Source organism: Streptomyces sp. AV19 (genome assembly GCF_015999245.1).
GTDB lineage: Bacteria > Actinomycetota > Actinomycetes > Streptomycetales > Streptomycetaceae > Streptomyces.
On record NZ_JAEAMR010000010.1, the window covers coordinates 68183 to 93859 of the forward strand.

The 25677-nt window shown below is 72.3% G+C and carries 25 protein-coding genes; 14 read left to right on the plus strand and 11 right to left on the minus strand.

Going from position 1 to position 25677, the window contains the following annotated elements; all coding sequences use genetic code 11:
* Nucleotides 1–360 precede the first annotated feature (360 nt).
* The 5 genes from I5Q34_RS18645 to I5Q34_RS18665 form a co-directional block, all read right to left on the minus strand.
* The gene (locus tag I5Q34_RS18645; protein ID WP_199893465.1) at nucleotides 361–1995 is read right to left on the minus strand and encodes an alkaline phosphatase; all 1635 of its coding nucleotides are present in this window, start codon (nucleotides 1993–1995) and stop codon (nucleotides 361–363) included.
* Nucleotides 1996–2094: 99 nt separating this feature from the next.
* Entirely contained in the window at nucleotides 2095–2928 is an 834-nt protein-coding gene (locus I5Q34_RS18650) for a thioredoxin domain-containing protein (protein ID WP_199893466.1), read from the minus strand.
* Nucleotides 2929–2970: 42 nt separating this feature from the next.
* Nucleotides 2971–3639, minus strand: coding sequence for a hypothetical protein (locus tag I5Q34_RS18655; protein ID WP_199893467.1), 669 nt, complete (start codon nucleotides 3637–3639; stop codon nucleotides 2971–2973).
* A gap of 97 nt (nucleotides 3640–3736) precedes the next feature.
* The gene (locus tag I5Q34_RS18660; RefSeq protein WP_199893468.1) at nucleotides 3737–4558 is read right to left on the minus strand and encodes a thioredoxin domain-containing protein; all 822 of its coding nucleotides are present in this window, start codon (nucleotides 4556–4558) and stop codon (nucleotides 3737–3739) included.
* A gap of 34 nt (nucleotides 4559–4592) precedes the next feature.
* On the minus strand, nucleotides 4593–5225 hold the full coding sequence (locus tag I5Q34_RS18665; protein WP_199893469.1) for a hypothetical protein: 633 nt from the start codon (nucleotides 5223–5225) through the stop codon (nucleotides 4593–4595).
* 195 nt (nucleotides 5226–5420) lie between these two features.
* Here I5Q34_RS18665 and dnaE point away from each other — a divergent pair, with 195 nt between their 5' ends.
* Nucleotides 5421–8960 carry a DNA polymerase III subunit alpha gene (dnaE, locus tag I5Q34_RS18670; RefSeq protein ID WP_199893470.1) on the plus strand — a complete coding sequence of 1180 codons (3540 nt, stop codon included), beginning with the start codon at nucleotides 5421–5423 and terminating at the stop codon, nucleotides 8958–8960.
* A gap of 108 nt (nucleotides 8961–9068) precedes the next feature.
* On the opposite strand, the gene I5Q34_RS18675 is transcribed toward dnaE, so the two are convergent.
* Complete coding sequence (locus I5Q34_RS18675; RefSeq protein WP_199893471.1) at nucleotides 9069–9233, minus strand: hypothetical protein; 165 nt, start codon at nucleotides 9231–9233, stop codon at nucleotides 9069–9071.
* A 274-nt stretch (nucleotides 9234–9507) separates the two neighbouring features.
* On the opposite strand from I5Q34_RS18675, the gene I5Q34_RS18680 reads away from it, so the two are divergent.
* The 4 genes from I5Q34_RS18680 to I5Q34_RS18695 all read left to right on the plus strand — a co-directional run bounded on the left by I5Q34_RS18680 (nucleotide 9508) and on the right by I5Q34_RS18695 (nucleotide 13808).
* A complete protein-coding gene (locus I5Q34_RS18680; RefSeq protein ID WP_199893472.1) occupies nucleotides 9508–10764 on the plus strand; it encodes an NYN domain-containing protein in 1257 nt (418 codons plus the stop codon).
* Nucleotides 10765–11326: 562 nt separating this feature from the next.
* A complete protein-coding gene (locus I5Q34_RS18685; protein ID WP_277965498.1) occupies nucleotides 11327–12280 on the plus strand; it encodes an ABC transporter ATP-binding protein in 954 nt (317 codons plus the stop codon).
* A 53-nt stretch (nucleotides 12281–12333) separates the two neighbouring features.
* On the plus strand, nucleotides 12334–13149 hold the full coding sequence (locus I5Q34_RS18690; RefSeq protein WP_374193050.1) for an ABC transporter permease: 816 nt from the start codon (nucleotides 12334–12336) through the stop codon (nucleotides 13147–13149).
* A 56-nt stretch (nucleotides 13150–13205) separates the two neighbouring features.
* Nucleotides 13206–13808: an ABC transporter permease gene (locus tag I5Q34_RS18695; protein ID WP_374193042.1), complete on the plus strand. Its 603-nt coding sequence runs from the start codon at nucleotides 13206–13208 to the stop codon at nucleotides 13806–13808.
* An 834-nt stretch (nucleotides 13809–14642) separates the two neighbouring features.
* On the opposite strand, the gene ybaK is transcribed toward I5Q34_RS18695, so the two are convergent.
* Genes ybaK through I5Q34_RS18710 form a run of 3 tightly spaced genes read right to left on the minus strand, consistent with a single transcriptional unit; the run spans nucleotide 14643 to nucleotide 17551 of the window.
* Nucleotides 14643–15161: a Cys-tRNA(Pro) deacylase gene (gene ybaK / locus I5Q34_RS18700; RefSeq protein ID WP_199893473.1), complete on the minus strand. Its 519-nt coding sequence runs from the start codon at nucleotides 15159–15161 to the stop codon at nucleotides 14643–14645.
* 16 nt (nucleotides 15162–15177) lie between these two features.
* Nucleotides 15178–15915 (minus strand): LON peptidase substrate-binding domain-containing protein, encoded by a 738-nt coding sequence (locus I5Q34_RS18705; protein ID WP_199893474.1) that lies wholly within the window; start codon nucleotides 15913–15915, stop codon nucleotides 15178–15180.
* Nucleotides 15916–15949: 34 nt separating this feature from the next.
* On the minus strand, nucleotides 15950–17551 hold the full coding sequence (locus I5Q34_RS18710; RefSeq protein ID WP_199893475.1) for an oxidoreductase: 1602 nt from the start codon (nucleotides 17549–17551) through the stop codon (nucleotides 15950–15952).
* 186 nt (nucleotides 17552–17737) lie between these two features.
* Here I5Q34_RS18710 and hisD point away from each other — a divergent pair, with 186 nt between their 5' ends.
* The 8 genes from hisD to hisF are packed head-to-tail and all read left to right on the plus strand — an operon-like array spanning nucleotide 17738 to nucleotide 23502.
* A complete protein-coding gene (hisD, locus tag I5Q34_RS18715) occupies nucleotides 17738–19084 on the plus strand; it encodes a histidinol dehydrogenase (RefSeq protein WP_199893476.1) in 1347 nt (448 codons plus the stop codon).
* Nucleotides 19081–20184 carry a histidinol-phosphate transaminase gene (locus I5Q34_RS18720; RefSeq protein WP_199893477.1) on the plus strand — a complete coding sequence of 368 codons (1104 nt, stop codon included), beginning with the start codon at nucleotides 19081–19083 and terminating at the stop codon, nucleotides 20182–20184. The genes hisD and I5Q34_RS18720 overlap by 4 nt, the downstream gene beginning before the upstream one ends.
* The gene (gene hisB / locus I5Q34_RS18725) at nucleotides 20181–20777 is read left to right on the plus strand and encodes an imidazoleglycerol-phosphate dehydratase HisB (RefSeq protein WP_199893478.1); all 597 of its coding nucleotides are present in this window, start codon (nucleotides 20181–20183) and stop codon (nucleotides 20775–20777) included. Before I5Q34_RS18720 ends, hisB begins: the two co-directional genes overlap by 4 nt.
* Nucleotides 20774–20941: a hypothetical protein gene (locus I5Q34_RS18730; RefSeq protein WP_199893479.1), complete on the plus strand. Its 168-nt coding sequence runs from the start codon at nucleotides 20774–20776 to the stop codon at nucleotides 20939–20941. Before hisB ends, I5Q34_RS18730 begins: the two co-directional genes overlap by 4 nt.
* The gene (gene hisH, locus I5Q34_RS18735) at nucleotides 20938–21582 is read left to right on the plus strand and encodes an imidazole glycerol phosphate synthase subunit HisH (protein ID WP_199893480.1); all 645 of its coding nucleotides are present in this window, start codon (nucleotides 20938–20940) and stop codon (nucleotides 21580–21582) included. Before I5Q34_RS18730 ends, hisH begins: the two co-directional genes overlap by 4 nt.
* 2 nt (nucleotides 21583–21584) lie before the next feature.
* Nucleotides 21585–22319 (plus strand): bifunctional 1-(5-phosphoribosyl)-5-((5-phosphoribosylamino)methylideneamino)imidazole-4-carboxamide isomerase/phosphoribosylanthranilate isomerase PriA, encoded by a 735-nt coding sequence (gene priA / locus I5Q34_RS18740; protein ID WP_199893481.1) that lies wholly within the window; start codon nucleotides 21585–21587, stop codon nucleotides 22317–22319.
* Nucleotides 22316–22750 (plus strand): RidA family protein, encoded by a 435-nt coding sequence (locus I5Q34_RS18745; RefSeq protein ID WP_199893482.1) that lies wholly within the window; start codon nucleotides 22316–22318, stop codon nucleotides 22748–22750. The genes priA and I5Q34_RS18745 overlap by 4 nt, the downstream gene beginning before the upstream one ends.
* Nucleotides 22747–23502, plus strand: a complete 756-nt coding sequence (gene hisF / locus I5Q34_RS18750; protein WP_199893483.1) for an imidazole glycerol phosphate synthase subunit HisF — start codon at nucleotides 22747–22749, stop codon at nucleotides 23500–23502. The genes I5Q34_RS18745 and hisF overlap by 4 nt, the downstream gene beginning before the upstream one ends.
* Nucleotides 23503–23623: 121 nt before the next feature.
* Here hisF and I5Q34_RS18755 read toward each other — a convergent pair whose 3' ends face one another.
* Together I5Q34_RS18755 and I5Q34_RS18760 are read right to left on the minus strand one after the other, a co-directional pair.
* Nucleotides 23624–24256 (minus strand): TIGR03085 family metal-binding protein, encoded by a 633-nt coding sequence (locus tag I5Q34_RS18755; protein ID WP_199893484.1) that lies wholly within the window; start codon nucleotides 24254–24256, stop codon nucleotides 23624–23626.
* 57 nt (nucleotides 24257–24313) lie between these two features.
* Nucleotides 24314–25207, minus strand: coding sequence for a hypothetical protein (locus tag I5Q34_RS18760; protein WP_199893485.1), 894 nt, complete (start codon nucleotides 25205–25207; stop codon nucleotides 24314–24316).
* Nucleotides 25208–25303: 96 nt separating this feature from the next.
* Between I5Q34_RS18760 and hisI the strand changes: the two genes are divergently transcribed.
* On the plus strand, nucleotides 25304–25672 hold the full coding sequence (hisI, locus tag I5Q34_RS18765; protein ID WP_199893486.1) for a phosphoribosyl-AMP cyclohydrolase: 369 nt from the start codon (nucleotides 25304–25306) through the stop codon (nucleotides 25670–25672).
* Nucleotides 25673–25677: the final 5 nt, after the last annotated feature.

The following is a 25677-nucleotide window of genomic DNA, read 5'->3' on the forward strand; positions in this document are numbered from 1 at the left end:
GGCCTGATGCGGGGCTGCGTCCTCGCGTCCGCTCCCGGGGGCTTCGCCCCCTGGCCCCCCCTTCGGGGCTCCGCCCCGGACCCCGCATCGCGGCTTCGCCGCTCGTCCTCAAACGCCGGACGGGCTGAAGTGCGCGCCCGGGCCGGATGTCCGGTGCGGGCAATATCCGCGCGGGCGATATCCGGTGCGGGCGTGAAACCCAGCCCGTCCGGCGTTTGAGGACAACCGCGCGCAGCGCGGTTTCAGGGGTCCAGGGGGCGAAGCCCCCGGTCCGCGCGGGCGGAGTCGCGCAGTGGGGCCCGGGGCTCCGCCCCGGTTCCGGGAAGGGGCGGGGTGGGGTGGAGGAAAGGCCCAAGAGCCCTACCGCACCGGCGACTTCGTTCGTTCCACCCGCTGCGTCCCGGACTTCGTCCGGTACGAACGTGCCCACGACGCGGCCGACTTCGGGTCCCGCTTGTCGGCCAGGACGTAGTAGTCCATCTGCGCCCGCTCCGCGGTCACGTCCAGGACGCCGTAGCCGTGCGAGTCCATGTCGACCCACTTCACATGCCGGTTCGCGGCCTTGATGGCGGTGGCCGCCGGCAGGGAGACCGTGTGCGGCAGGACATGCAGCGTGTCGTCGAGGTTGTCGGCGGTCACCGAGGTGACGACGAACTCGGTGGCGACGGAGCCGGAGAACAGCGGGTACGTCGCGGCCTTCGCCGGCACGTCGTTGGCCCAGGCCATGTGGATGTCCCCGGTCAGGAAGACCGTGTTGCGGATGCCCCGCCCGGTGAGGTGCTCCAGCAGCTCGTGCCGGTCGTGCGTGTAGCCGTCCCACTGGTCGGAGTTGACGGTGATGCCCTCCCCGGGGAGCCCCAGCAGCTTGGCGAGCGGCCGGAGCAGGTGAGCCGGCATCGCGCCGAAGGCGACCGGGGCCATCATCACGGGGTTGCCGACGAACCGCCAGGTGGTGTCGGAGGCGGTCAGTCCCTCCTTGAGCCAGTCCAGCTGGGCCCGCCCGGTCAGCGTCCGCGACGCGTCGTCGACCGTGCCGCTGCCGGACTTGACCTGCTGCGAGCGGAAGGACCGCAGGTCCAGCAGGTGCAGGTCGGCGAGGCGGCCGAAGCGCAGCCGCCGGTAGGTGGTGCCGGCGACGGAGGGCCGCACGGGCATCCACTCGAAGTACGCCTGCTTGGCGGCGGCCATGCGGGCCGTCCAGTCGCCCTCGGTACCGGGCGTGTGGTTGCCGGCCCCGCCCGGCCAGGCGTTGTCGGCGAACTCGTGGTCGTCCCAGATGGCGACCATCGGCAGCGCGTGGTGCAGCGCCTGGAGGTCGGGGTCGGTCTTGTAACGGCCGTGCCGGACGCGGTAGTCGGCGAGCGTGACGATCTCGTGCTCGGGCTCGTGCTTGCGCACGACGTATTTGGCGGCCGGGTATTCGCCCGACTTGTACTCGTAGATGTAGTCGCCGAGGTGCAGCACCGCGTCCAGGTCGCGCCGGGCCGCGAGGTGGCGGTAGGCGGAGAAGTGGCCCGACTCCCAGTTGGCGCAGGAGACGACGCCGAAGCGCAGGCCGTCCGGTGCCGCGTCGGGGGCCGGGGCGGTGCGGGTGCGGGCGGTGGGGGAGACTGTGCCGTCGGCCGTGAAGCGGTAGAAGTAGCCGGTGGCCGGGCGCAGGCCGCGGACGTCGGCCTTGACGGTGTGGTCGGAGGCGGCGGTCGCGGTGACCGTGCCGGTGGCGACGACCCGGCCGAAGGCGGCGTCCTCGGCCACCTCCCAGGTCACCGGCACGTCGGGACCGCGTCCCGAGCCCGGGCCGGCCTCCGGGACGGGAGTGACTCGCGTCCACAGCAGGACGCCGTCGGGCAGCGGGTCGCCGGAGGCGACGCCGTGGAGGAAGGCGGGGCGGGCACTGCCGTCGGCGCGGGCCGGGGACGCCGGGGACGCGCTCAGCAGCGCTGCGCCGGCCGCTGCGGACGTGACGAGAGTGCGGCGGGATATGCGGGGGTTCACGGGCGATTACCTTAACGCTTTGGTAATGCCCGGGTAATGCGGGGCGGGTGATGAGCGGGTGGGGGAACGGCCCCTGCGGGCCGTCCCCCTGACGGCCCGTTACTTCTTCTTCGCGCCGAACTCCGCGTCGATCGTGGCGTTGAACTGCTGCTCCATGATCGGGGGGTTCTCCGTGCCCGGCACGGTCAGCTGCTTCTTGTTGTGCATGAGGGCCGGGGTGCCCTTCACCCCGTCCTTGCCCATGAGCTTGCCGATCTCCAGCGCCCAGCGGTCGAAGGTGCCGTCCTTGACGTTCTTCTCGAAGTCCTTGTTGTTCTTGAGCGCGGGGACCTGCTGGGCTATGTCGAGGAGCTTCTTGTCGTCGGCGAAGGCGTCGTCCGTCTCCTCGGGGTGGTTGCGCTTGGAGAACAGCGCCTCCTTGTAGTCCGCGAACGCCTCCGGGCTCACGTCGAACGCCGCGCCCAGGGCGCTCACGGCGTTCCTCGAGCCGGTGCCCTTGGCGGCGGGGTTGTCGTCGATGAAGCTGGCCAGCACGTAACGGACCTTGTAACGGCCCTCCTTGACGTCCTGACGCAGCTTCTGGCCGGAATTCTGCTCGAAGACGGAGCAGATCGGGCAGCGCGGGTCCTCGTAGACGGTGAGCGTCTCCTTGGCGTTCTTGTCGCCGATGACGAGCTCGGTGCCGTCCTTGCCCGAGGTGCCGGCCGGCTTCACGAGCGGCTTGCTCGCGGCGGCCTTCCACGGGCCGTCCTCGGTCTTGTTCATCTGCGTCACCGCGTAGGCGACGCCGCCCGCGACGGCGAGGACGACGACGAGGGAGCCCGCGACCATCAACTGGCGGCGGGTCTTGTCCTTCTTGGCCTGGCGCTCGCGCTCGGCGCGCAGCCGCTCGCGGGCGGCCTGCTTGTTCTGTGCGTTGTTCCGGTTGCTCATGATGTCTTCTCCGGGTCGTGTACGGGTGAGGGAACCTTTCGCTCAGGCGGTGAGGGCCTGAGGAGGTCCGCGCCGTACGACGGAGTGCACGAGCAGGGGGAGCGCGGGCGCGGGAAGGACGCCGCGCGGGCGCACGAGCGGCCCGCCGGGCCGCGGGGCCGCGCCGAGCACGGCGGTCACCAGCAGCAGCGGGCGGAACGCGAAGGAGGCCACGGCGCGCAGCAGCCGGGCCAGGGCCACCTCGCCGCGGCGCAGCCAGGCGGCGGCCAGCAGGCCGACGGCCACATGACCGGCGAGCAGCAGCCAGGGGAGCGCCGAGTCCAGCATCCCGGCGGTGTCGCGGCCCGCGGCCATGCGGGCCAGCGGGGTGCCGACCTCGCCGCCGCGGCAGACGAGGTCTATGCCCATGGAGCGCAGCGGGCCGGCGACCGGGCCGCCCGCCGCGCCGTAACAGGCGTGCTGGCCGGTGGTGAAGACGGTGTCCGCGGCCAGTTCCAGCGGGACCAGCAGCGCGGCTATGTGCCAGAAGCCCCGCTCACGGCCGGCCAGCGCGTAGGAGACCGCGAAGAACACGGCCGACAGCACGGCGACGGTGGACACCGGCAGCGGCATCCGGGTGAGCAGGACGTGGGAGGCGGCGGACAGGGTCACGCACAATGCGGTGAACAGCCCGGCGCGCAGCGCCCGCAACCGAACTCCCGTCCCCTTCATAACCGGGAAGTGTGCCATGACACGCCGTAATTGTCGTGTCAAGATTCGGCATCACCAAGCGGCATCGCTCGGGGGACGGGCGTCCGGTCCGGAGGGGTCACTTGAGCCGCGCGTTCACCGCCGACGTGAACTGGTCGCCGGTCATCGGGGGATTCTCGCTCCCCTCGGCGGTCAGCTTCTTGCCGTCCAGCTTGACGGTCGGGGTGCCGGTGATGTCCTTGTTCTTGTCGAACGCGTCGGACATCTCCAGGGCCCACTTGTCGAAGGTGCCGTCCTTGACGTTCTTCTCGAAGTCCTTGTTGCCCTTGAGGGCCGGGACCTGCTGCGCGATCTTCAGCAGGGTGTCGTCCTTCGCGAAGGCGTCCTTGGTCTCCTCCGGGTGGTTCTCCTTGGCGTAGAGCGCCTTGTTGTACTCGACGAACGCCTCCGGGCTGACGTTCAGCGCGGCGCCCACGGCGCTGAGGGCGTTCTTGGCACCGGTGCCGCCGAGGTTCCGGTCGAGGAAGGCGCCGATGTGGTACGAGACCTTGAACTTGCCGTCCTTGACGTCCTTCTCGACCGTCGGGCCGACGTTCTGCTCGAAGACGGAGCAGATCGGGCAGCGCATGTCCTGGTAGATCTCCAGGGTGTGCTCGGCCTTCTTGTCGCCGACGACGATCTCGGTGCCGTTCTCGCCGGTGGTGTTGGCCGGCTTGACGAGGGTCTTCTTGGCGGCGGCCTCCCAGGCGGCGTTCTTGCCGTTGCCGCCCATCTGGGTCACGGCCACGGCTATGCCGGCCGCGACGGCCAGGACGCCGACGAGCGAACCGCCGACGATCAGCTGGCGGCGGGTCTTCGCCTTCTTGGCCTCGCGCTCGCGCTCGGCCTTCAGGCGCTCGCGGGCCGACTGCTTGTTCTCCCAGGTGTTGCGCTTGCTCATGGTGGTGCTTCTCCGTGCTGGTGGGTCTTCAGGGTCAGGCGGGGACGGTGAGACCCGGGGGCCCGCGCCGGACGACGGAGTGGAGGAGCGGCGGCCCGCGCCGGGCCGGGACCGCGCGGCGTACGGGCCGTACGGGCGCGAGCCCGTCGGCCGCGGCCGGGGCGAGCGCCGCGACGAGCAGCCGCAGCGGGCGGAAGGCCGCCGTGGCGGCCGCGCGCAGCAGCCGGCCGAGCGCGGCCTCGCCGCGGCTCAGCCAGGCCGCGGCCAGCAGACCGGTCGCGACGTGCCCGCCGAGCACCAGCCAGGGGCCGGTGCCGGAGCCGAGGGAGGCCAGGGGGCCGCCCATGCCGCCGCCACCGCAGATCAGGGTGAGGGCGCCCGGCAGGGGACGCCCGTCGGCGCCGTAACAGGTGTCCTGCCCCGTGGTGAGGACCGCACCGGCGGCCAGCTCCAGCGGGACGAGGAGGGCGGCGATGGACCCGTACCGCCGCTCGCGGCCGGCCAGCGCGTACGCGAGGCCGAAGACGGCGGCCGTGACGGCGGCGACGGCCGGCGGGGGGAGCGGCCGGCCGGACAGCAGCACATGGGAGGACGCGGACAGCACCACGCAGAGCGCCGTGAACAGCGCCGCGCGCAGAGCCCGCAGTCGTGCCGCCGATATGTCCATGAGGACCGAGTCTGGCACGGGTGGTCATAAACGGCGACTAAAGGCCGTTTCGGTATCGACGATATCGAATGCGCATGCGCGTCGTCGCTCTTGGTGTGTGTGCCCATCGGTGCCCGGCCGCCTCCCGGGGCGCGGCCGGTAACCTTCGAAGCTGCCGTCCCACGCCCCGAACCCGCCCGCCGGAGGTCACTCACCGTGAGCAAGCCGCCCTTCACGCACCTGCACGTCCACACCCAGTACTCGCTGCTGGACGGTGCCGCGCGGCTCAAGGACATGTTCAGCGCCTGCAAGGACATGGGCATGACCCACATCGCCATGTCCGACCACGGCAATCTGCACGGCGCCTACGACTTCTTCCACCAGGCCAAGAAGGCGGAGATCACGCCGATCATCGGCATCGAGGCGTACGTGGCGCCCGAGTCGCGGCGCAACAAGCGGCGCATCCAGTGGGGACAGCCGCACCAGAAGCGCGATGACGTGTCCGGTTCGGGTGGCTACACGCACAAGACGATCTGGGCGGCCGACGTCACCGGTCTGCACAACCTCTTCCGGCTGTCCTCCGACGCCTACGCCGAGGGCTGGCTGACCAAGTGGCCGCGGATGGACAAGGAGACGATCTCCCAGTGGTCCGAGGGCCTGATCGCCTCCACCGGCTGCCCGTCCGGCGAGGTGCAGACCCGGCTGCGGCTCGGCCAGTTCGACGAGGCCGTGCAGGCGGCCAGTGACTACAAGGACATCTTCGGTGAGGGCCGGTACTTCCTGGAGCTGATGGACCACGGCATCGAGATCGAACGCCGGGTCCGCGACGGCCTGCTGGAGATCGGCAAGAAGCTCGGCATCCCGCCGCTGGTCACCAACGACTCCCACTACACGTACGCGCACGAGGCCACCGCCCACGACGCGCTGCTGTGCATCCAGACCGGCAAGAACCTCTCGGACCCCGACCGCTTCAAGTTCGACGGCACCGGCTACTACCTGAAGTCGACCGAGGAGATGTACGCCATCGACTCCTCGGACGCCTGGCAGGAGGGCTGTGCGAACACCCGCCTGGTCGCGGAGCAGATCAACATCGAGGGCATGTTCACGGCCAGGAACCTCATGCCCAAGTTCGACATCCCCGAGGGCTACACCGAGGTCACCTGGTTCCGCGAGGAGACCATGCGGGGCATGCACCGCCGCTTCCCCGGCGGCATCCCCGAGGACCGCATGAAGCAGGTCGAGTACGAGATGGACACCATCATCTCGATGGGCTTCCCGGGCTACTTCCTCGTGGTCGCCGACTTCATCATGTGGGCCAAGAAGCAGGGCATCGCCGTGGGCCCGGGACGGGGCTCCGCGGCCGGCTCGATCGTCGCGTACGCCATGGGCATCACCGACCTCGACCCGATCCCGCACGGCCTGATCTTCGAGCGGTTCCTCAACCCCGAGCGCATCTCCATGCCCGATGTCGACATCGACTTCGACGAGCGCCGGCGCGCCGAGGTGATCCGGTACGTCACCGAGAAGTACGGCGCCGACAAGGTCGCCATGATCGGCACGTACGGCACCATCAAGGCCAAGAACGCGATCAAGGACTCCGCGCGCGTCCTCGGCTACCCGTACGCCATGGGCGACCGCATCACCAAGGCGATGCCCGCCGACGTCCTCGGCAAGGGCATCCCGCTCTCCGGCATCACCGACCCCCAGCACCCGCGCTACAGCGAGGCGGGCGAGGTGCGCGGGATGTACGAGAACGAGCCGGATGTGAAGAAGGTCATCGACACCGCCATGGGCGTCGAGGGCCTGGTCCGGCAGATGGGCGTGCACGCGGCCGGCGTGATCATGTCCAGCGAGACGATCACCGACCACGTCCCGGTCTGGGTCCGGCACTCCGACGGCGTGACCATCACGCAGTGGGACTACCCGAGCTGTGAGTCGCTCGGCCTGCTGAAGATGGACTTCCTCGGCCTGCGCAACCTCACGATCATGGACGACGCCGTCAAGATGGTGAAGGCCAACAAGGGGATCGACATCGACCTCCTGTCCCTCCCGCTCGACGACCCGACGACCTTCGAGCTGCTCCAGCGCGGTGACACCCTCGGCGTCTTCCAGTTCGACGGCGGGCCCATGCGGTCCCTGCTGCGGCTGATGAAGCCCGACAACTTCGAAGACATCTCCGCCGTGTCCGCCCTGTACCGGCCGGGCCCGATGGGCATGAACTCGCACACGAACTACGCGCTGCGCAAGAACGGGCAGCAGGACATCACGCCGATCCACCCGGAGCTGAAGGAGCCCCTCGAAGAGGTCCTCGGCGTCACCTACGGTCTGATCGTCTACCAGGAGCAGGTGCAGAAGGCCGCCCAGATCGTCGCCGGTTACTCGCTCGGCGAGGCCGACATCCTCCGCCGCGTCATGGGCAAGAAGAAGCCCGACGAGCTGGCGAAGAACTTCGTCTTCTTCAAGGAGGGCGCGAAGAAGAAGGGCTTCTCCGACGAGGCCATCCAGGCGCTCTGGGACGTGCTGGTCCCCTTCGCCGGCTACGCGTTCAACAAGGCCCACTCGGCCGCGTACGGACTGGTCTCCTACTGGACCGCCTACCTCAAGGCCAACCACCCGGCCGAGTACATGGCCGCGCTGCTGACCTCCGTCAAGGACGACAAGGACAAGTCGGCGACGTACCTCAACGAGTGCCGCCGCATGGGCATCAAGGTGCTCCCGCCGAACGTCAACGAGTCGGAGTCCAACTTCGCCGCGCAGGGCGACGACGTGATCCTCTTCGGCCTCACGGCCGTGCGCAACGTCGGCCAGAACGTCGTCGACTCGATCATCAAGTGCCGCAAGTCCAAGGGGAAGTACACCACCTTCCCCGACTTCCTGGACAAGGTCGAGGCCGTCGTCTGCAACAAGCGCACCGTCGAATCGCTGATCAAGGCCGGCGCCTTCGACGAGATGGGGCACACCCGCAAGGGCCTCACCGCGCACTACGAGCCGATGATCGACAACGTGGTGGCGGTCAAGCGCAAGGAGGCCGAGGGGCAGTTCGACCTCTTCGGCGGGATGGGCGAGGAGGACAGCAGCGAGCCCGGCTTCGGGCTGGACGTGGAGTTCTCCGACGTCGAGTGGGAGAAGTCCTATCTCCTCGCCCAGGAGCGGGAGATGCTCGGCCTCTACGTCTCCGACCACCCGCTCTTCGGCATCGAGCACGTCCTCAACGACAAGGCCGACGCCGGGATCAGCCAGCTCACCGGCGGCGACTACTCCGACGGCGCGATCGTCACCATCGGCGGCATCATCTCCGGCCTCCAGCGCAAGATGACCAAGCAGGGCAACGCCTGGGCCATCGCCACCGTGGAGGACCTGGCCGGCTCCATCGACTGCATGTTCTTCCCGGCCACCTACCAGCTGGTCTCCACCCAGCTCGTCGAGGACGCCGTCGTCTTCGTCAAGGGCCGGCTCGACAAGCGCGAGGACATCCCGCGGCTGGTCGCCATGGAGCTGATGGTCCCCGACCTGTCCAACGCGGGCAGCAACGCGCCCGTCGTCATCACCATCCCCACGGTCAAGGTCACCCCGCCGATGGTGGAGCGCCTCGGACAGGTGCTCACCCACCACCGGGGCTCCACCGAGGTGCGGATCAAGCTCCAGGGGCCGCGCAAGACGACGGTGCTCCGCCTGGACCGGCACCGGGTCACGCCGGACCCGGCGCTCTTCGGCGATCTGAAGCAACTGCTCGGGCCGTCCTGTCTGGCGGGCTGAGGCCGTCGTATGTGAGTGAGGGCGCGCCCGCTTTGTGCGGGCGCGCCCTCACGCGCTTCCGGACGCCGGTCAGTTGTGCCGGTCGGTCGTGCCGGTCGGTCGTGTCGGTCAGTTGTGACCGAAGCGCTTCTGGCGGCTCTTCTGTGCGAGGTCGGCCGGGGTCACACGGCTCGACTGGGCCTCCATGGCCGATTTCTGCGCCTGCTCCTGGCTGCGCTCCGTCGCGCCGCCCTTCTGCTGCTGACTCCGGTCCTGCTTCTTGTTCTTGGCCATGACTGGTGTTCCTCCACTCAAGGATGCCCCCCGGGTGGTCCCCGTTCCACACCCTCGCATGGTCTGAAGAAACGTGCATTTCGGTGCATATCCAAGGGTGATGGGGGTGCTTCTCGGTCGCACCCCGTATCCGCCACGCCGATGATCCAGTTCGGACTGATAACCCCCGCGCGGTCGGGCAGACTCCTGGGAAAGTCATGCGACAACAGGGGCACTGTCGTGCCGGGGGCGACCGCACATCTGGACAAGCTGGACATACGGAAGAAGGTGCACCGTGGACCGCTGCGTCGTCCTGGTGGACGCCGGGTATCTGCTGGGCGCCGCCGCGAGCCTGCTGGCCGGGGAACCAGCCCGGTCACGCATCACCGTCGACCACGCGACCCTCATCCAGGGTCTGCGCGAGCGCGCCGAGGGCGACACCCAGCGGCCGCTGCTGCGTATCTACTGGTTCGACGGCGCCCCCGACCGGGTGCCCCAGCCCGAGCACCGCAGGCTCCGTGTCATGCCCCGCGTCACCGTCAGGCTCGGTGCCCTCACCCGCACCGACGGCCGCTGGGCGCAGAAGGGCGTGGACGCGGCGATGCACGCCGAACTCACCGAACTCGCCCGGAACCGGGCCTGTTCGGACATCGTGCTGGTGACCGGCGACGGCGACCTGCTGCCCGGGCTGATGTCCGCCAAGGAGCACGGCGTCGCCGTCCACCTCTGGGCCGTCCAGGCCGCGGACGGCGACTACAACCAGTCCGAGGACCTCGTCGCCGAGGCGGACGAACGGCGGGTCCTGGACCGCACCTGGATCACCCGGGCCGTCCGGGCCCGGGAGCTCACCGGGCCCTGCGCCCCGCCGCCGGCGCCCGAGCCCGAGATCGCCGCGATCCTGTCCGCGCCGCTGCCGGAGACGGGGGGCTCGGAGCGGTCCGGCTCCGCGTCGGCGGAGCCGGGCGAGCCCTCGCGCAACGGGACGCGGCCGGTGGCGTCCGTCTCCGGCGGCGAACGGTCCGACGGGGCCGGGGGGCGGTCCGTGCCCACGCCCAAGGACCTCGCGGTCCTCGGCAAGGGGCCCGGCGCCTCCGTTCCCGCGCCGGCGGTCGGGAACCCCAACGCGACGCTGCGCTGGTCGTCCGACAAGGGGCTGGTCGACCGGGCCTCGGGGCCCAACGGGCTCGGCGAGACGCCGGAGGCCGCGGCGCTGCCGACGCTCGCGCAGCTCACCAGTGCCGAGCAGCGGTGGGCCGACCGGGAGGAGGACATCACCACGGTGGGTGGCGACCCCTTCGAGGTCGGGCAGGTCTTCGCCCGGCGCTGGACGGAGCGGATCACGGACTCCGGGGAGTTGCAGCACCTGTCCACGGAGTATCCGCGGATCCCGCACCGGATCGACGGTGAATTGCTGCGGTACGCGGCGCGGTTCGGGTTGCTCGCGCACAAGGACGATCAGATCGACGAGCGGGATCGGTACGCGATTCGGGCCGGGTTCTGGCGGGAGATCGATGCGCGGACGGCGGCGGAGCATGCGCCGGCGGGGGATTGAGGGGGTTTGCCCCCGGCCCGCCCTTTCACCGTTTCTTCCGGGGCTGCGCCCCTCGGCCCGCTTACCGCGCTTCGCGCGGTGGGGGCGGGGGCTTCGCCCCCTGCGCCCCCACCGGGGCTCCGCCCCTGGCCCCCTTGCGGGGCTCCGCCCCGGACCCCGTGTGCTCGGGCGCGCAATTCAGCCCGTCCGGCGTTTGAGGACAACCGCGCGGAGCGCGGTTTCGGGGGGCAGGGGGCGGAGCCCCCGGTTCCGGGGCCAAGGCGCGGCTCAGGTCGGGCCAGGGGGCGAAGCCCCGAAGCGGGGCCCAGGGGCGCAGGGGGCGAAACCCGCTCTGCGCGCGGCGGAGCCGAGCCCGGGACCCGGGGCGGAGCCCCCGCCCACCGCGCGGAGCGCGGTTCGGGGCCGGGCCTGCCCCGGGAAATGGTGAAAGGGCGGGCCGGGGAGAAGACCCGCCCCACCCCGGCGCAAGTCGCGGGCGCCCCTGCGCGTACCCTCATAGCTCGTGGAGATGGGCGCGAGACAGGCGGAGCGGGGCGGCTCCCGGGGGCGGGCGGACGACGTCGTGTGCGCCGTGCGCGGGCTCGTCAAGACCTACACCCCGACCCGCGGCAGCGCGGAGGTCCGCGCCAGTGACGGCATCGACCTCGACGTCCGCCGCGCCGAGATCTTCGGGCTGCTCGGGCCCAACGGGGCGGGGAAGACCACGCTCGTGCGGCAGCTCACCGGGCTGCTCCGGCCCGACGCCGGCAGCGTCGACCTGCTCGGACACGACCTCGTGCGCCACCCCGACCGCGCCGCCCGCCTCGTCGGCTACCTCGGCCAGGAGTCCAGTGCGCTCGACGAGCTGACCGTGGCCCTCGCCGCCGAGACCACCGGCCGGCTGCGCGGGCTGACGCTGCGCGCGGCCCGCGCCGAACGGGACGCCGTCCTCGACGAGCTGGGGCTCGCCCCGATCGCCGGCCGGCCGCTGAAGAAACTCTCCGGCGGCCAGCGCCGCCTCGCCTGCTTCGCCACCGCCCTCGTCGGTGAGCGCCCCGTCCTCGTCCTCGACGAGCCGACCACGGGCATGGACCCCGTCGCCCGCCGCGCCGTGTGGGCCGCCGTGGACCGGCGCCGCGCCGAGCGCGGGACGACGGTGCTGCTCGTCACCCACAACGTCATCGAGGCCGAGACCGTCCTCGACCGGGTCGCCGTGCTGGAGAGCGGCCGGATCATCGCCTGCGACACCCCCGCGGGACTCAAGGAACTCGTCGCCGACGAGGTGCGGGTCGAGCTCGTCTGGCGCGACGCGCCGCCCCTCGACGTCCCCGAGGTCGCCGCCCTGCGCGGCGTGGCGACCGAGACCGGCCGCCGCTGGTCGCTGCGGCTCGACCCCGCCGGGGCGCGGGCCGCCGTCGCGGCCGTGACCGGCGGTCCGGCCTTCGCCGCGCTCGACGACTTCACCCTCGCCACGCCCAGCCTGGAGGACGTCTACCTGGCGCTGGGCGGTCGGGCGGAGGGCCTGGTAAAGGCGTGAAGGGCCCGTGTAGCGAACAGGAGTTGTGCCGCGTGAGTGCTGTATCCGAGGCGGTGCCCGGGAACGTCCGGGCGCGGGGCGTGGTCCGGGCGCGGCCCCCGCACGACGGGGCCGCCGCCCCGCTCGCGCCGCGCGCCCGGCTGCTGCCCGCGCTGTCGGCCGTCTACCGCGCGCAGCTCTCCCGCGCCCGGGTGGCGCGGATCCCGCTGCTGTTCGTCGCCACGTTCCAGTCCATCGGGATCATGGTCCTGATGCGCGGCGTGGTGGACGGGGGCGACGAGGCGCGGGCCGTGGTGGCCGGGTCCAGCGTGCTGGTCGTCGCGTTCGTCGCGCTGAACCTGCTCGCCCAGTACTTCGGCCAGCTGCGCGCCAGCGGCGGCCTCGACCACTACGCGACGCTGCCCGTGCCGCCCGCGGCCGTGGTGCTCGGCGCGGCGGCGGCGTACGCCTCGTTCACCGTCCCCGGCACGGTCGTCACGGCCGTCGTCGGCAGCGTGCTGTTCAAGCTGCCGCTCGCCCACCTGTGGGTGCTGGCCGCGGTGATCCCGCTGGCCGGCGCCGCCCTGTCCGGGCTCGGCGCCGCGCTCGGGCTGCTCGCGCCGCGGCCCGAACTGGCGACGCTCTGCGGCCAGCTGGGCATGTCGGCCGCGCTGCTGCTCGGCGTGCTGCCGGCCGCGCACCTGCCCGCGCCGGTGGCGTGGGCGCGTGATCTGCTGCCCTCGACCTACGGGGTCGAGGCGCTCGCCCGCTCCTTCGACGCGCGGCCCGACTGGCTGCTGACGGCCGCGGACCTGGGCGTGTGCGCCGCCGTCGGCGTGGTGTCGCTGGCCGTGGCGACCTGGGCCTACCGCCGGGCCGCGGTGCGGTGAGGCGGCTGACGCGCCGCGATGGGCGTTCCGCGGGCGCGACCTGGCACGATGGCTGGGTGACCGCACCGCTGACGCCCTCCCCGCACGACCGGCCCGTTCCCGTCTCCCACGAGGACCTCCCGCCCGCCCCCACCCTCTCCCAGGCGCTGCGGGCCGAGCTGCCGTCGGCCGCGGTCGTCGCGGCGGTCGTGACCGTGACCGGGGTGCTGCTGGGGTTCCTGTGGCTGTGGCTGGCTCCGCGGGTGCCGCTGATCTCGGACGGCAGGGCGGTGTTCCTGCGGAGCTCGGAGGGGGAGCAGGCGATCGGTGCCGACGGCACGTTCGCGCTGCTCGGTCTGGGCTTCGGGGCGGTCGCCGCCGCGGTCGTCTTCCTGCTGCGGCGCGCGGGCGGAGTCGGCGTGGTCACCGGGCTCGCGGTGGGCGGGCTGCTCGGGTCGCTGGTCGCCTGGCGGCTGGGGATCTGGCTGGGGCCCACGTCGGACGTGGTCTCCCACGCGCGCGCGGTCGGCAAGGGCGTCGTCTTCGACGCGCCGCTGCGGCTGGGGGCGAAGGGGATGCTGCTGGCGTTCCCGATGGCGGCGATGGCGGTGCATCTGGTGTTGACGGCGTTGTTCGGGCCCCGGGACGAGGTCGTCCCGGGGCCCGAGTCGGCGGTGTGACGCGTCGTCGTTATGCGGGCCTGCGGCCGTGGTTGGCGCGGTTCTTGCGGAGTCGCCATTTGCGCTTGCGGGTCCGTTTCGACATGTAGGTGTCGTAGCGCGGGTGGGGGTGGGTGTCGAGGGGGTGTGCTTCTCCCCGCCCCGCCCTTTCACCGTTTCTTCCGGGCTCCGCCCGGGGCCGGCACCGCGCTCCGCGCGGTGAGCGGGGGGCTCCGCCCCCTGCACCCCCTTTCGGGTCTCCGCCCCGGGGCGCGGAGGCGGGGGCTTCGCCCCCTGCGCCCCCAGGCCCCTCTCGGGGCTGCGGCCCGGGCCCACAACGCGGCTGCGCCGCGTTGACCGGGGGCTGCGCCCCCCCCGCCCCCGCTTCGGGGCTTCGCCCCGGGCCCCGCAACGCGGCTGCGCCGCATTGTCCTCAAACGCCGGACGGGCTGGATTCGGGGCTCCGCCCCGGACCCCGTGTCGCGGCTTCGCCGCTCGTCCTCAAGCTCCCCGGAGGGGGCCCCAGACGGCTGAAGTGCGCGCCAGGGCTGTATGTCCAGCGCGGGTGTGAGATCCAGCGTGGCGCGCACACTCAGCCCGTCTGGGGGGTGACCCCTCCGGGGAGCTTGAGGACAACCGCGCGGAGCGCGGTTTCGGGGGCGCAGGGGGCGAAGCCCCCGTTCCGCCCGGGACCCGGGGCGGAGACCCGAAAGGGGGCGCAGGGGGCGAAGCCCCGGTCAACGCGGCGAAGCCGCGTTGCAGGTCCGGGGCAGAGCCCCGCTCACCGCGCGGAGCGCGGTGCCGGCCCCGGGCGGAGCCCCGGAGGAAACGGTGAAAGGGCGGGGCGGGGAGAGCTCACCCCTTCCCGATCACCGCCACCACCGCCCCCGTCAGCCTCGCCAGATCCCCCGGTGCCAGTTCCACCTCCAGGCCCCGGCGGCCCGCCGAGACGTGGATCGTCGGGTGGGTCAGGGCCGACGCGTCCAGCGCCGTGGGCAGGCGTTTGCGCTGGCCCAGGGGGGAGATGCCGCCGCGTACATAGCCCGTCGTCCGTTCCGCCGCGGACGGGTCCGCCATGACCGCCCGCTTGCCGCCCACCGCCGCCGCCAGCGCCTTGAGGTCCAGCGAGCCGGCGACCGGGACGACGGCCACCGTCAGGGCGCCGTCCACCTCGGCGACCAGGGTCTTGAAGACCCGGGACGGGGCGACGCCGAGGGCCTCGGCCGCTTCCCCGCCGTAGGAGGAAGCTGCCGGGTCGTGTTCGTAGGCGTGGACGGAGAAGGGCACGTCCGCCTTCTCCAGGGCCACGATCGCCGGGGTGCTTCCCGAGCCGGACTTTCCGGGCTTTCCGAGCTTTTCGGGCTTCTTTCCCAAGGGGGTCCGTCTCCGATCAGTTGGGGCTCGTCGGGCGTCGCGTGAGGTCCACCGCCGGCACCGAGGGGAGCTTGGCGATCAACGCCGTCTCGGCGCGCAGCAGTTCGAGTTCGGTCGCGAGCCGGGTGGCCGTGTCGGGCGCCTCCAGCAGCCGCTGGCGCGCCGGGACGTCGAGCACGGCGGCGGCCGCGACCAGGTAGGAGAGGACGGACGGTTCCTGCGGGAGGTCCGCCCGGCCGGCCAGGGACCGTTCGGTCGCCCCGGCCAGCCGCTTCTGGTACGTGCGGAAGGCCCGCAGGACGCCGGAGGCCAGCGCGCCCGCGCCCTCGCCGGGCCGCTCCGGCAGGTCCTCCACCTCGCCGGTCAGATAGGGGCCGGAGGCCTCGACGGACAGCAGCCGGAAGCGGGTGGTGCCGGTCGCCAGCACCTCGTACGTGCCGTTCTCGCGCTCGCGGATGGTCGCGGCGTCCGCCACGCAGCCCACCGTGTGGAACGCCGCGATCGGGTCGGACCCGAAGCCGGTGGCGGGACCGGGCTCCGGCCGCGTCTCCTCGGGCAGGCCCGGCGCGCTGTGCGCCACCTCCAGCCCGTCGCGGATGGCCACGATGCCGAAGCGGCGCGGCTCGTCCTCGGGCAGCTCGTCGAGTTGGCGCATCATCGCGCGGTACCGCTGCTCGAAGACGTTCAGGGGGAGAACGAGGCCCGGGAACAGCACCGAGTTCAGCGGAAAGATCGGAAGGCGCGCGGAGGTCACAGCCGGTAAGCCTAACCGTGCGCGCTCTTCGCCCTCACTGGCGCCGCAGCAGCCGGGACGCCCCCGCGGCGACGGTCGTGGCCAGCACCCAGCCGACCAGGACGAGGCCGCTGGCCAGCCACTGCCCGGTCCCGGTGGTCCGCCAGGCCGGGCCCTGGCCGAGGTCGATCACCGGGAGCAGCAGGTCGAGGGTGTAGAGGGCGGGGTTCCAGCTGGGCCCCTCCTCCGGCTTGACCCGGGGCATCTGGTGTCCGGAGAAGTACGCCGTCCCCAGCGCCCACAGCACGGCCATCCACAGCGCGGCCCGCCCGGGGCGGTAGCCGTAGGCGACGGTCCAGTCCTGGAGGTAGCCCCAGGCCTTGCCGGCCGGCGGCAGCGTCTCGCGGCGGCGGCGCTGCTTGGCCAGCAGCACCGCGCGGGCGTCGGTGTCCTCGCCGCTGTCGCGCAGGGCCGCGGCCAGGCACTCGTACGGCTCGGGGGCGTACTCGGGGGTGGCCGCGGCCACCCACTCCAGGCGTCTGGAGAGCGGGAAACGGCCGTGCGGTATCAGCGTCTCGTAGGAGAAACCCGCCATCGTCAGGGAGCCGGGGCCGGGCCAGCTCTCCCACCGGTCGACCAGGTTGACGACCTTGGCGCCGGAGAGGACCACCCGCCCGCTCTCCGGCCGTTCCCCGAGGAAGCGCAGCTCGGGCGTCTGGACGCGGCGCAGCGAGAGCTCCTGGTCGCCGGTCATCACCAGCCGGGCGCTGCTGAAGTCCACCGCGTCGCCGAACCGGCCGTCGTCCAGCCGCATCCCGCCCTCGCAGGTGAAGCGGCGCATCCGGGTGCCGTGCTCGGGGGTGGCGGGGGAGATGCCGTACGGGGGCGTGCCGCCGGCCGGGGCGGGGCCGGTGTCGGCCGCGGGCGTCAGGTAGACGGTGCGCTCCACGGTGAGCTGCGGGGCGTTGAGCGCGCGCCGCCCGAAGGGGTTGCTCAGGGTGGAGCCGCGCAGGCTGAGCGAGACGCCTATCTTCGCGCCGCGCATGCTCAGCTCCCCGTAGGCGCGGGCCAGCTCGGCCTGGAGGTCCTGGCCGACCGAGAGCCCGTCGGCGGCGATGGCCACGCCGCGCCGGTCGCGGCGCACCACGGCCTGGTTGAGCAGCAGGTCGGTGCCGATCTGCGCGTCGGTCAGCCGGATGCCGCGCCGTACCACGCAGCGCGGCAGGTGCAGGTCGCCCTCGGTGTGCAGGCGGGCGGCCTCCAGCCGGGGGATGGCGCAGCCGACCAGGCGCAGCGTGGTGAAGCGGGTCTCCGGTAACAGCAGCTGCTGCTCGAAGCGGCAGTTCCGCATCTCGACGTAGGGGACGACGGTGCCGCCGGACAGGTCCAGCAGGCCGGTGATCTGCACGCCGTTGAGCTTGAGCGCGGCCACCCGGCCGGGCAGCGGCGCCGGGCCGTCGAGCAGCAGCAGGGCGATGACCCGGGCGCGCACGCTGCGCTCCGGGCCCCAGGTGTGCGGGCCGTTGGGGTCGTTCCGCTCGGGCTGGGGGGTGCGCAGGTCGTGGGTGGTGCCGGTGCGGAAGGACCGCCACATGCCCTGCTCGGCGACGGTGAGGCCGAGCCCGGGGGGCGGGCCGCCGTCGTCCCTCTCGGTCACGGTTCCCTCCCTGGCGGGCGCAGGCGTCCGTACCTCGGTGCGTACTGGCCCGATTCCCCGTGGGTCACCGCTTGAACACCGACCGTGCGCGCGAGTTTGTCGGGGCTCGGTCAAGCTGCCCGGGCGGCGTATCAGTCGGTGGTACGGAGAGCCGTGTGACGGGACGGGTCTGAGACAATTGGTCGCGTGATCTCCCGAATCGATCTGCGCGGCGGCGCCGTCACCGACGGCACCTTCGACCGCGACCTGCTGCCCCGAGCCGAACTCGACGTCGAGGCCGCCCTGGAGAAGGTGCGGCCCATCTGCGAGGACGTGCATCATCGTGGCACCGCGGCGCTGATCGACTACGCGCAGAAGTTCGACGGCGTGACGATCGAGCGGGTGCGCGTCGCGCCCGAGGTGATCGAGCGCGCCCTGGCGGAGCTGGACCCGGAGATCCGGGCAGCCCTGGAGGAGTCCATCCGCCGCGCCCGCCTCGTCCACCGCGAGCAGCGCCGCACCGACAAGACCGTCACCGTCGTCCCCGGCGGCACCGTCACCGAGCGCTGGGTGCCCGTCGAGCGCGTCGGCCTCTACGTCCCGGGCGGCCGGTCCGTCTACCCGTCGTCCGTCGTGATGAACGTGGTGCCCGCGCAGGAGGCGGGCGTCTCCTCGCTGGCGGTCGCCTCCCCGCCCCAGGCGCCCGCTTTCGAAAATGATCCGGCCGGTGGGCTGCCGCACCCGACGATCCTGGCGGCCTGCGCCCTGCTCGGTGTCGACGAGGTGTACGCGGCCGGCGGCGCCCAGGCGATCGCCATGTTCGCGTACGGCACCGAGGAGTGCCGCCCCGTCCACCTGGTCACCGGCCCCGGCAACATCTGGGTCGCCGCCGCCAAGCGGCTGCTCAAGGGCCGCATCGGCATCGACGCCGAGGCCGGCCCGACCGAGATCGCGATCCTCGCCGACGACACCGCCGACCCGGCGCACGTCGCCGCCGACCTGATCAGCCAGGCCGAGCACGACCCGCTGGCCGCCGCCGTCCTGGTCACCCCCTCCGAGGCGCTGGCCTCGGCCGTCGAGGCCGAGCTGAGCACCCAGGCCGCCGCCGCCAAGCACGCCGAGGAGCGGATCCTCCCGGCCCTGGCGGGCCGGCAGTCCGCCATCGTGCTCGTCGACGACCTCGACGCCGGCCTGGCCGTCGTGGACGCCTACGCCGCCGAGCACCTGGAGATCCAGACCGCGGACGCCTCCGCCGTCGCCGCCCGGGTGCGCAACGCGGGCGCGGTCTTCGTCGGCCCGTACGCGCCGGTCTCCCTCGGCGACTACTGCGCCGGCTCCAACCACGTCCTGCCCACCGGCGGCTGCGCCTGCCACTCCTCCGGCCTGTCCGTGCAGTCCTTCCTGCGCGGCATCCACGTCGTGGACTACAGCCGCGACGCGCTCGCCGAGGTCACCCACCACGTGGTGACCCTGGCCGAGGCCGAGGACCTGCCCGCGCACGGCGCCGCCCTCAAGGCCCGCTTCGACTGGAAGGTTCCGGGTAAGAGCACGTGACCCGCATCGACGACCTCCCCGTCCGGGACGAACTGCGCGGCAAGTCCCCTTACGGCGCGCCCCAGTTGGACGTCCCCGTCCGCCTGAACACCAACGAGAACCCGCACCCGCTGCCCGAGCCGCTGGTCGCCCGCATCGCCGAGCGCGTCGCCGAGGCCGCCCGGCACCTCAACCGCTACCCCGACCGGGACGCGGCCGAGCTGCGCACCCGGCTGGCCGCCTACCTCACCCGCACCGGCGGCCACGAGGTCACGCGCGAGAACGTGTGGGCCGCCAACGGCTCCAACGAGGTCATCCAGCAGCTGCTGCAGACCTTCGGCGGCCCGGGCCGCACGGCCCTCGGCTTCGAGCCCTCGTATTCGATGCACTCCCTGATCTCGCGCGGCACCGGCACCGGCTGGATCTCCGGGCCGCGCCGGGACGACTTCACCATCGACGTCGAGGCGGCCGTCCGCACCATCGCCGAGCAGCGGCCGAACGTGGTCTTCGTCTGCTCGCCCAACAACCCCACGGGCACCGCCGTGGACGCGGAGACCGTGCTGCGGCTGTACGAGGCCGCGCAGGCGGCGGGCCCGTCCATGGTGATCGTGGACGAGGCGTACGGCGAGTTCAGCCACCGCCCCTCGCTGCTGCCGCTGCTCGCGGGACGGCCGAACCTGGTCGTCTCCCGCACCATGTCCAAGGCGTTCGGCGCGGCCGGACTGCGCCTGGGCTACCTCGCCGCCGACCCGGCGGTGGTGGACGCCGTCCAGCTCGTCCGGCTGCCGTACCACCTCTCGTCCGTCACCCAGGCGACCGCGCTCGCGGCCCTGGAGCACACGGACACGCTGCTCGGCTACGTCGAGCAGCTCAAGGCCGAACGCGACCGCATCGTCACCGAACTGCGCGCCATGGGCTGTGAAGTGACCGAGTCCGACGCCAACTTCGTGCAGTTCGGGGTCTTCGAGGACGCCCACGCCGCCTGGCAGGCGATCCTCGACCGGGGCGTCCTGGTGCGCGACAACGGCGTACCGGGCCGGCTGCGGGTCACCGCCGGCACCCGCGAGGAGAACGACGCGTTCCTCGACGCGGTGCGCACCGTCATGAAGGAGAACCGATGAACCACCGCGTGGGTCGCATCGAGCGGACCACCAAGGAGACGTCCGTCCTCGTCGAGATAGACCTCGACGGGACCGGGCAGGTCGATGTGTCGACGGGCGTCGGCTTCTACGACCACATGCTCGACCAGCTCGGCCGGCACGGCCTGTTCGACCTGACGGTCAAGACGGACGGCGACCTGCACATCGACACCCACCACACCATCGAGGACACCGCCCTCGCGCTGGGCGCCGCCTTCAAGCAGGCGCTCGGCGACAAGGTGGGGATCTACCGCTTCGGCAACTGCACGGTCCCGCTGGACGAGTCGCTCGCCCAGGTGACGGTGGACCTCTCCGGCCGCCCGTACCTCGTGCACACCGAGCCCGAGAACATCGCGCCGATGATCGGCACCTACGACACGACGATGACCCGGCACATCCTGGAGTCCTTCGTCGCGCAGGCGCAGATCGCGCTGCACGTCCACGTGCCGTACGGGCGCAACGCGCACCACATCGTGGAGTGCCAGTTCAAGGCCCTGGCCCGGGCGCTGCGCTACGCGTGCGAGCGCGATCCGCGGGCCGCGGGCATCCTCCCGTCCACGAAGGGTGCACTGTGACCGGGCTCTCCGCCGCGCTGATCATCGTCGGGCTGTTCCTGGTCGGCGGCATCATCTCCTTCGTCAAGCAGGGCATGGGCAAGAGCGTCATCGTGCTGCTCGGCATCGGAGCCGCCATGTGCCTGACCGCCGGCATCCTCCGGATCGAGGGGCTGTGGTCATGAGCGACAGCCCCAAGAAGGTGGTCGTTTTCGATTACGGGTTCGGCAACGTCCGGTCCGCCGAGCGGGCCCTCGCCCACGTCGGCGCGGACGTCGAGATCACCGGCGACTTCGAGAAGGCCATGAACGCCGACGGGCTGCTCGTGCCCGGCGTCGGCGCGTTCGCCGCCTGCATGGAGGGGCTGCGCGCGGCCCGCGGCGACTGGGTCGTCGGCCGGCGGCTGTCCGGCGGGCGCCCGGTGATGGGCATCTGCGTCGGCATGCAGATCCTCTTCGAGCGCGGCATCGAGCACGGCATCGAGACCGAGGGCCTTGACCAGTGGCCCGGCACGGTCGAGCCGCTCAAGGCCCCCGTCGTCCCGCACATGGGCTGGAACACCGTCGCGCCCGCCGAGGGCTCGGAGCTCTTCGCCGGCCTGGACGCGGACACCCGTTACTACTTCGTGCACTCCTACGCCGTCCGCGCGTGGAATCTCGAAGTCACCAACGCGGCCATCCGCGCGCCCAAGGTCACCTGGGCCGAGCACGGCGAGCCGTTCGTGGCCGCCGTCGAGAACGGGCCGCTGTGGGCCACGCAGTTCCACCCCGAGAAGTCCGGCGACGCCGGTGCCCAGCTCCTCACCAACTGGATCGGAACCCTGTGACTGTGTCGACTGCAAGCGTGCTCGAACTCCTCCCCGCCGTGGACGTGCGCGACGGACAGGCCGTACGCCTGGTGCACGGCGAATCCGGTTCCGAGACCTCGTACGGTGACCCGCTGGCCGCCGCGCAGGCGTGGCAGCGCGCCGGCGCCGAGTGGCTGCACCTGGTCGACCTGGACGCCGCCTTCGGCACCGGCGACAACCGGGCACAGATCGCCGAGGTCGTCCGCGCCATGGACATCAAGGTCGAACTCTCCGGCGGCATCCGCGACGACGCCTCCCTGGCCGCCGCCCTCGCCACCGGCTGCACCCGGGTCAACCTGGGCACCGCCGCCCTGGAGAGCCCCGAGTGGGTGGCCCGCGTCATCGCCGAGCACGGCGACAGGGTCGCCGTCGGCCTCGACGTCCGCGGCACCACGCTCCGCGGCCGCGGCTGGACCCGCGACGGCGGCGACCTCTACGAGGCGCTGGCCCGCCTCGACGCCGAGGGCTGCGCCCGCTACGTCGTCACCGACATCGCCAAGGACGGCACGCTCCAGGGCCCCAACCTGGAGCTGCTGAAGAACGTCTGCGCCGTCACCGACCGGCCGGTCGTCGCCTCCGGCGGCGTCTCCTCCCTTGACGACCTGCGGGCGATCGCCACTCTGGTACCGGAGGGCGTCGAAGGCGCGATCGTGGGCAAGGCTCTCTACGCCAAGGCGTTCACCTTGGAAGAAGCCCTGGAGGCTGTATCCCGATGACCACGAACCCCGCCGCCCCGCGCCGTGTGCAGAGCGACAACTCCTGGGAGGAGACGATGGGCTTCGCACGGGCCGTGGCGGTGGGGGACCGGGTCCTCGTCGCCGGGACGACGCCCGTGGTGCGCGGCGTCCTGCAGGGCGAGGGGGACCCCTACGAGCAGACGAAGGCCGCCTTCGGCAACGCGCTGGACGCGCTGAAGCGCTTCGGGCTCGGACCGGAGGCGGTCGTCCGCACCCGGATGTACATCACCCACGCCCGCGACGTGGACGCGGTCGGCCGGGCCCACAAGGAGCTCTTCGACACGGTCCGGCCCGTGGCCACGCTGGTCGTCGTCTCCGGATTCGCGGACTCGCGCTGGCTGGTCGAAGTAGAAGTGGAAGCTTTTGGAACTTCCGGGGCTTCCGGAGATCTCGGAGGAGAATCCGCGTGACCCTCGCGGTCAGAGTCATCCCCTGCCTGGACGTGGACAACGGCCGGGTCGTCAAGGGCGTCAACTTCCAGAACCTGCGCGACGCGGGCGACCCCGTCGAAATGGCCCGGATCTACGGGCAGGAGGGCGCCGACGAGCTCACCTTCCTCGACATCACCGCCTCCTCCGGCAACCGCGAGACCACCTACGACGTGGTACGGCGGACGGCCGAGCAGGTCTTCATCCCGCTGACGGTGGGCGGCGGCGTCCGCACCGCCGACGACGTGGACAAGCTGCTGCGGGCCGGCGCGGACAAGGTCGGTGTCAACACGGCGGCGATCGAACGACCCGATCTGGTGCGGGAGATCGCGGAGCGGTTCGGGCGGCAGGTGCTGGTGCTGTCGGTCGACGCGCGCCGGACGCCGTCGGGGTCGTTCGAGGTCACCACTCATGGTGGCCGCCGGGGGACGGGGCTCGACGCGGTCGAGTGGGCGCACCGGGCGGCGGAGCTGGGCGCGGGGGAGATTCTGCTCAACTCGATGGACGCGGACGGGACGAAGGACGGGTACGACACGGAGATGATCGCGGCGGTGCGGCGGCATGTCACCGTGCCGGTGATCGCGAGCGGCGGGGCCGGGAAGCTTGCCGATTTCGCGCCTGCGGTGGCGGCGGGGGCGGATGCCGTTCTGGCGGCGTCGGTGTTCCACTTCGGGGATCTGCGGATCCCGCAGGTGAAGGGGGCGTTGCGGGAGGCGGGGCACCCGGTGCGGTGAGTTTTCCCCCACCCCGCCCTTTCACCGTTTCTTCCGGGGCTCCGCCCCTCGCCCCGAAGCGTCCTTCGGGCGACACCCGCGCGGAGCGCGGCGAGAAACGGTGAAAGGGCGGGGTTGGGGCTCAAATCCCCAGGCGGGCGGCCAGCAGCTTCGTCTGGGCCGCCTCGTCGCCCTCCAGGCGGACCCTCGCCGCGTCCTGGCGGCCGGACGCGAACAGCAGCAACTCCGCCGGGTCACCGGTGACCGTCACCACCGGGACCCCCCGGTTCCCCACCACCGTCCGCCCGTCCGGACGCCGCAGCACCATCCCCACCGGCGCCTTGCGCCCCAGCATCCGGGCGATCTTCTCCAGGCGGGACCACAGCGCGTCCGCGAAGACCGGATCGATCTCCCGCGGCGTCCAGTCCGGCTGCGCCCGGCGCACGTCCTCGGTGTGGACGAAGAACTCCACCGTGTTGGCCGCCTCGTCGATCTGCTTGAGGGCGAACGGCGACGTCCGCGGCGGCCCGGTCCGGATGAGCTGGATCAGCTCCTCGTACGGCTTGGCGGCGAACTCGGCCTGCACCCGCTCCAGCCGGGCGGCCAGCGGCTTGAACAGGGCGCCCGCCGCCGCGTCCGAGCGGCGCTCGCGCACCACGACGTGGGCCGCGAGGTCACGGGCGGTCCACCCCTGGCAGAGCGTGGGGGCGTTGGGGTCCGCGGTCTCCAACAGATCGGCGAGGAGCAGGCGTTCGCGCTGTGCGTGGGTTGACATGGCGTCAGCCTACGGTTGCCCCCGCCGCCCTGCCACGGTGCCGCGCCCACCGGTCGGTCAGCCCGGCAGCGGAGCGCCGAGCTTCGCCCCGCCCGGCTTGTCGCTGCGGGCGATCCAGCAGGTCACCCGGCGCTCGCTGGTCAGCAGGTACGTCCGCTCGTTGGGGTAGAGCGCGAAGTAGTAGTACAGCTTGCCGTCGTTGATGGACCTCAGCCGCCGCTCGGCGTCCGGCTTGCACAGCCGCTGGGCGTTGTCACGGATCGCCGACTCGGAGGTCAGCCCGCTGTCCAGCGTCCGGTTGGTGATCGCCTCGCCGTCGTGGGTGCTGTCGCAGGACTTCTTCTCGACCCGGGTGGCCGACGGGGTCATCGCCGGGTGGTCGAAGCACTCGCCGGGCTTGACGACGACCATCGGCACCACGACCTGCGAGGACGCCGAGGCGGACGGCCCCGAGGGCACCGGGATCTTCGGCAGCGGCGGCACCGTGGGCACCGTCGGCGGCGCGGACGGCGCCGACGACGGCTCCGTGCCGCCCGAGGCGCTCGGCGACGGGGAGGACTTCGCCGAGGCGTCGCCCTCGCCGCCCTTGAAGGCCAGCACGACGCCGCCGACGGCCAGGCCGACGACCAGCACCGCGCCCACGATGATCGCGGCTATCTTCGCCCCGCCCCCGGAGGACGGCGGCGGGGGCGGCGGGGCGGGCACCTGCCCGTACGGACCGTACGGCCCGAAGCCCTGGCCCTGGCCGTAACCCGGCTGCTGCCCCTGCCCGTAACCCGGCTGCCCCTGACCGTACGGCGGCTGCCCCGGGCCGGGCTGCCCGGCCGGCGGCGGCATCGGCCCCGGCGGCTGTCCGGGCGGCGGCCCGAAGCCCTGCGGAGGGCCGAAGCCACCGCCGCCGCCCGGCGGTTGCGGCGGGTTCGACGGAGGCGGAGGAGGCGGTGAGGTCATGACGGAAGCATGCCGCATCCCTCCGACATCCGTGCGACCGGGACCGGGGCCGTACCGCCCGGAACCGGGCCGGAAGCGGGGCGGCACAATGAAGGCATGACCGGCAACGCTGTTCCCCCCTCGTCCCTCGACCCCGCCATCGCCGCCCGCCTCAAGCGCGACGTCCACGGCCTGGTGCCCGCCGTCGCCCAGCAGTACGACACCGGTGAGGTGCTGATGGTCGGGTGGATGGACGACGAGGCCCTGCACCGCACCCTCACCACCGGCCGCTGCACCTACTGGAGCCGCAGCCGGCAGGAGTACTGGGTCAAGGGCGGCACGTCCGGCCACGTCCAGCACGTGAAGTCGGTGGCCCTCGACTGCGACGCGGACACCCTCCTCGTCAAGGTGGACCAGGTGGGACCCGCCTGTCACACGGGAGCGCGTACCTGTTTCGACGCAGGAGACCTGCCCCTGGGCCAGTAGGCTCC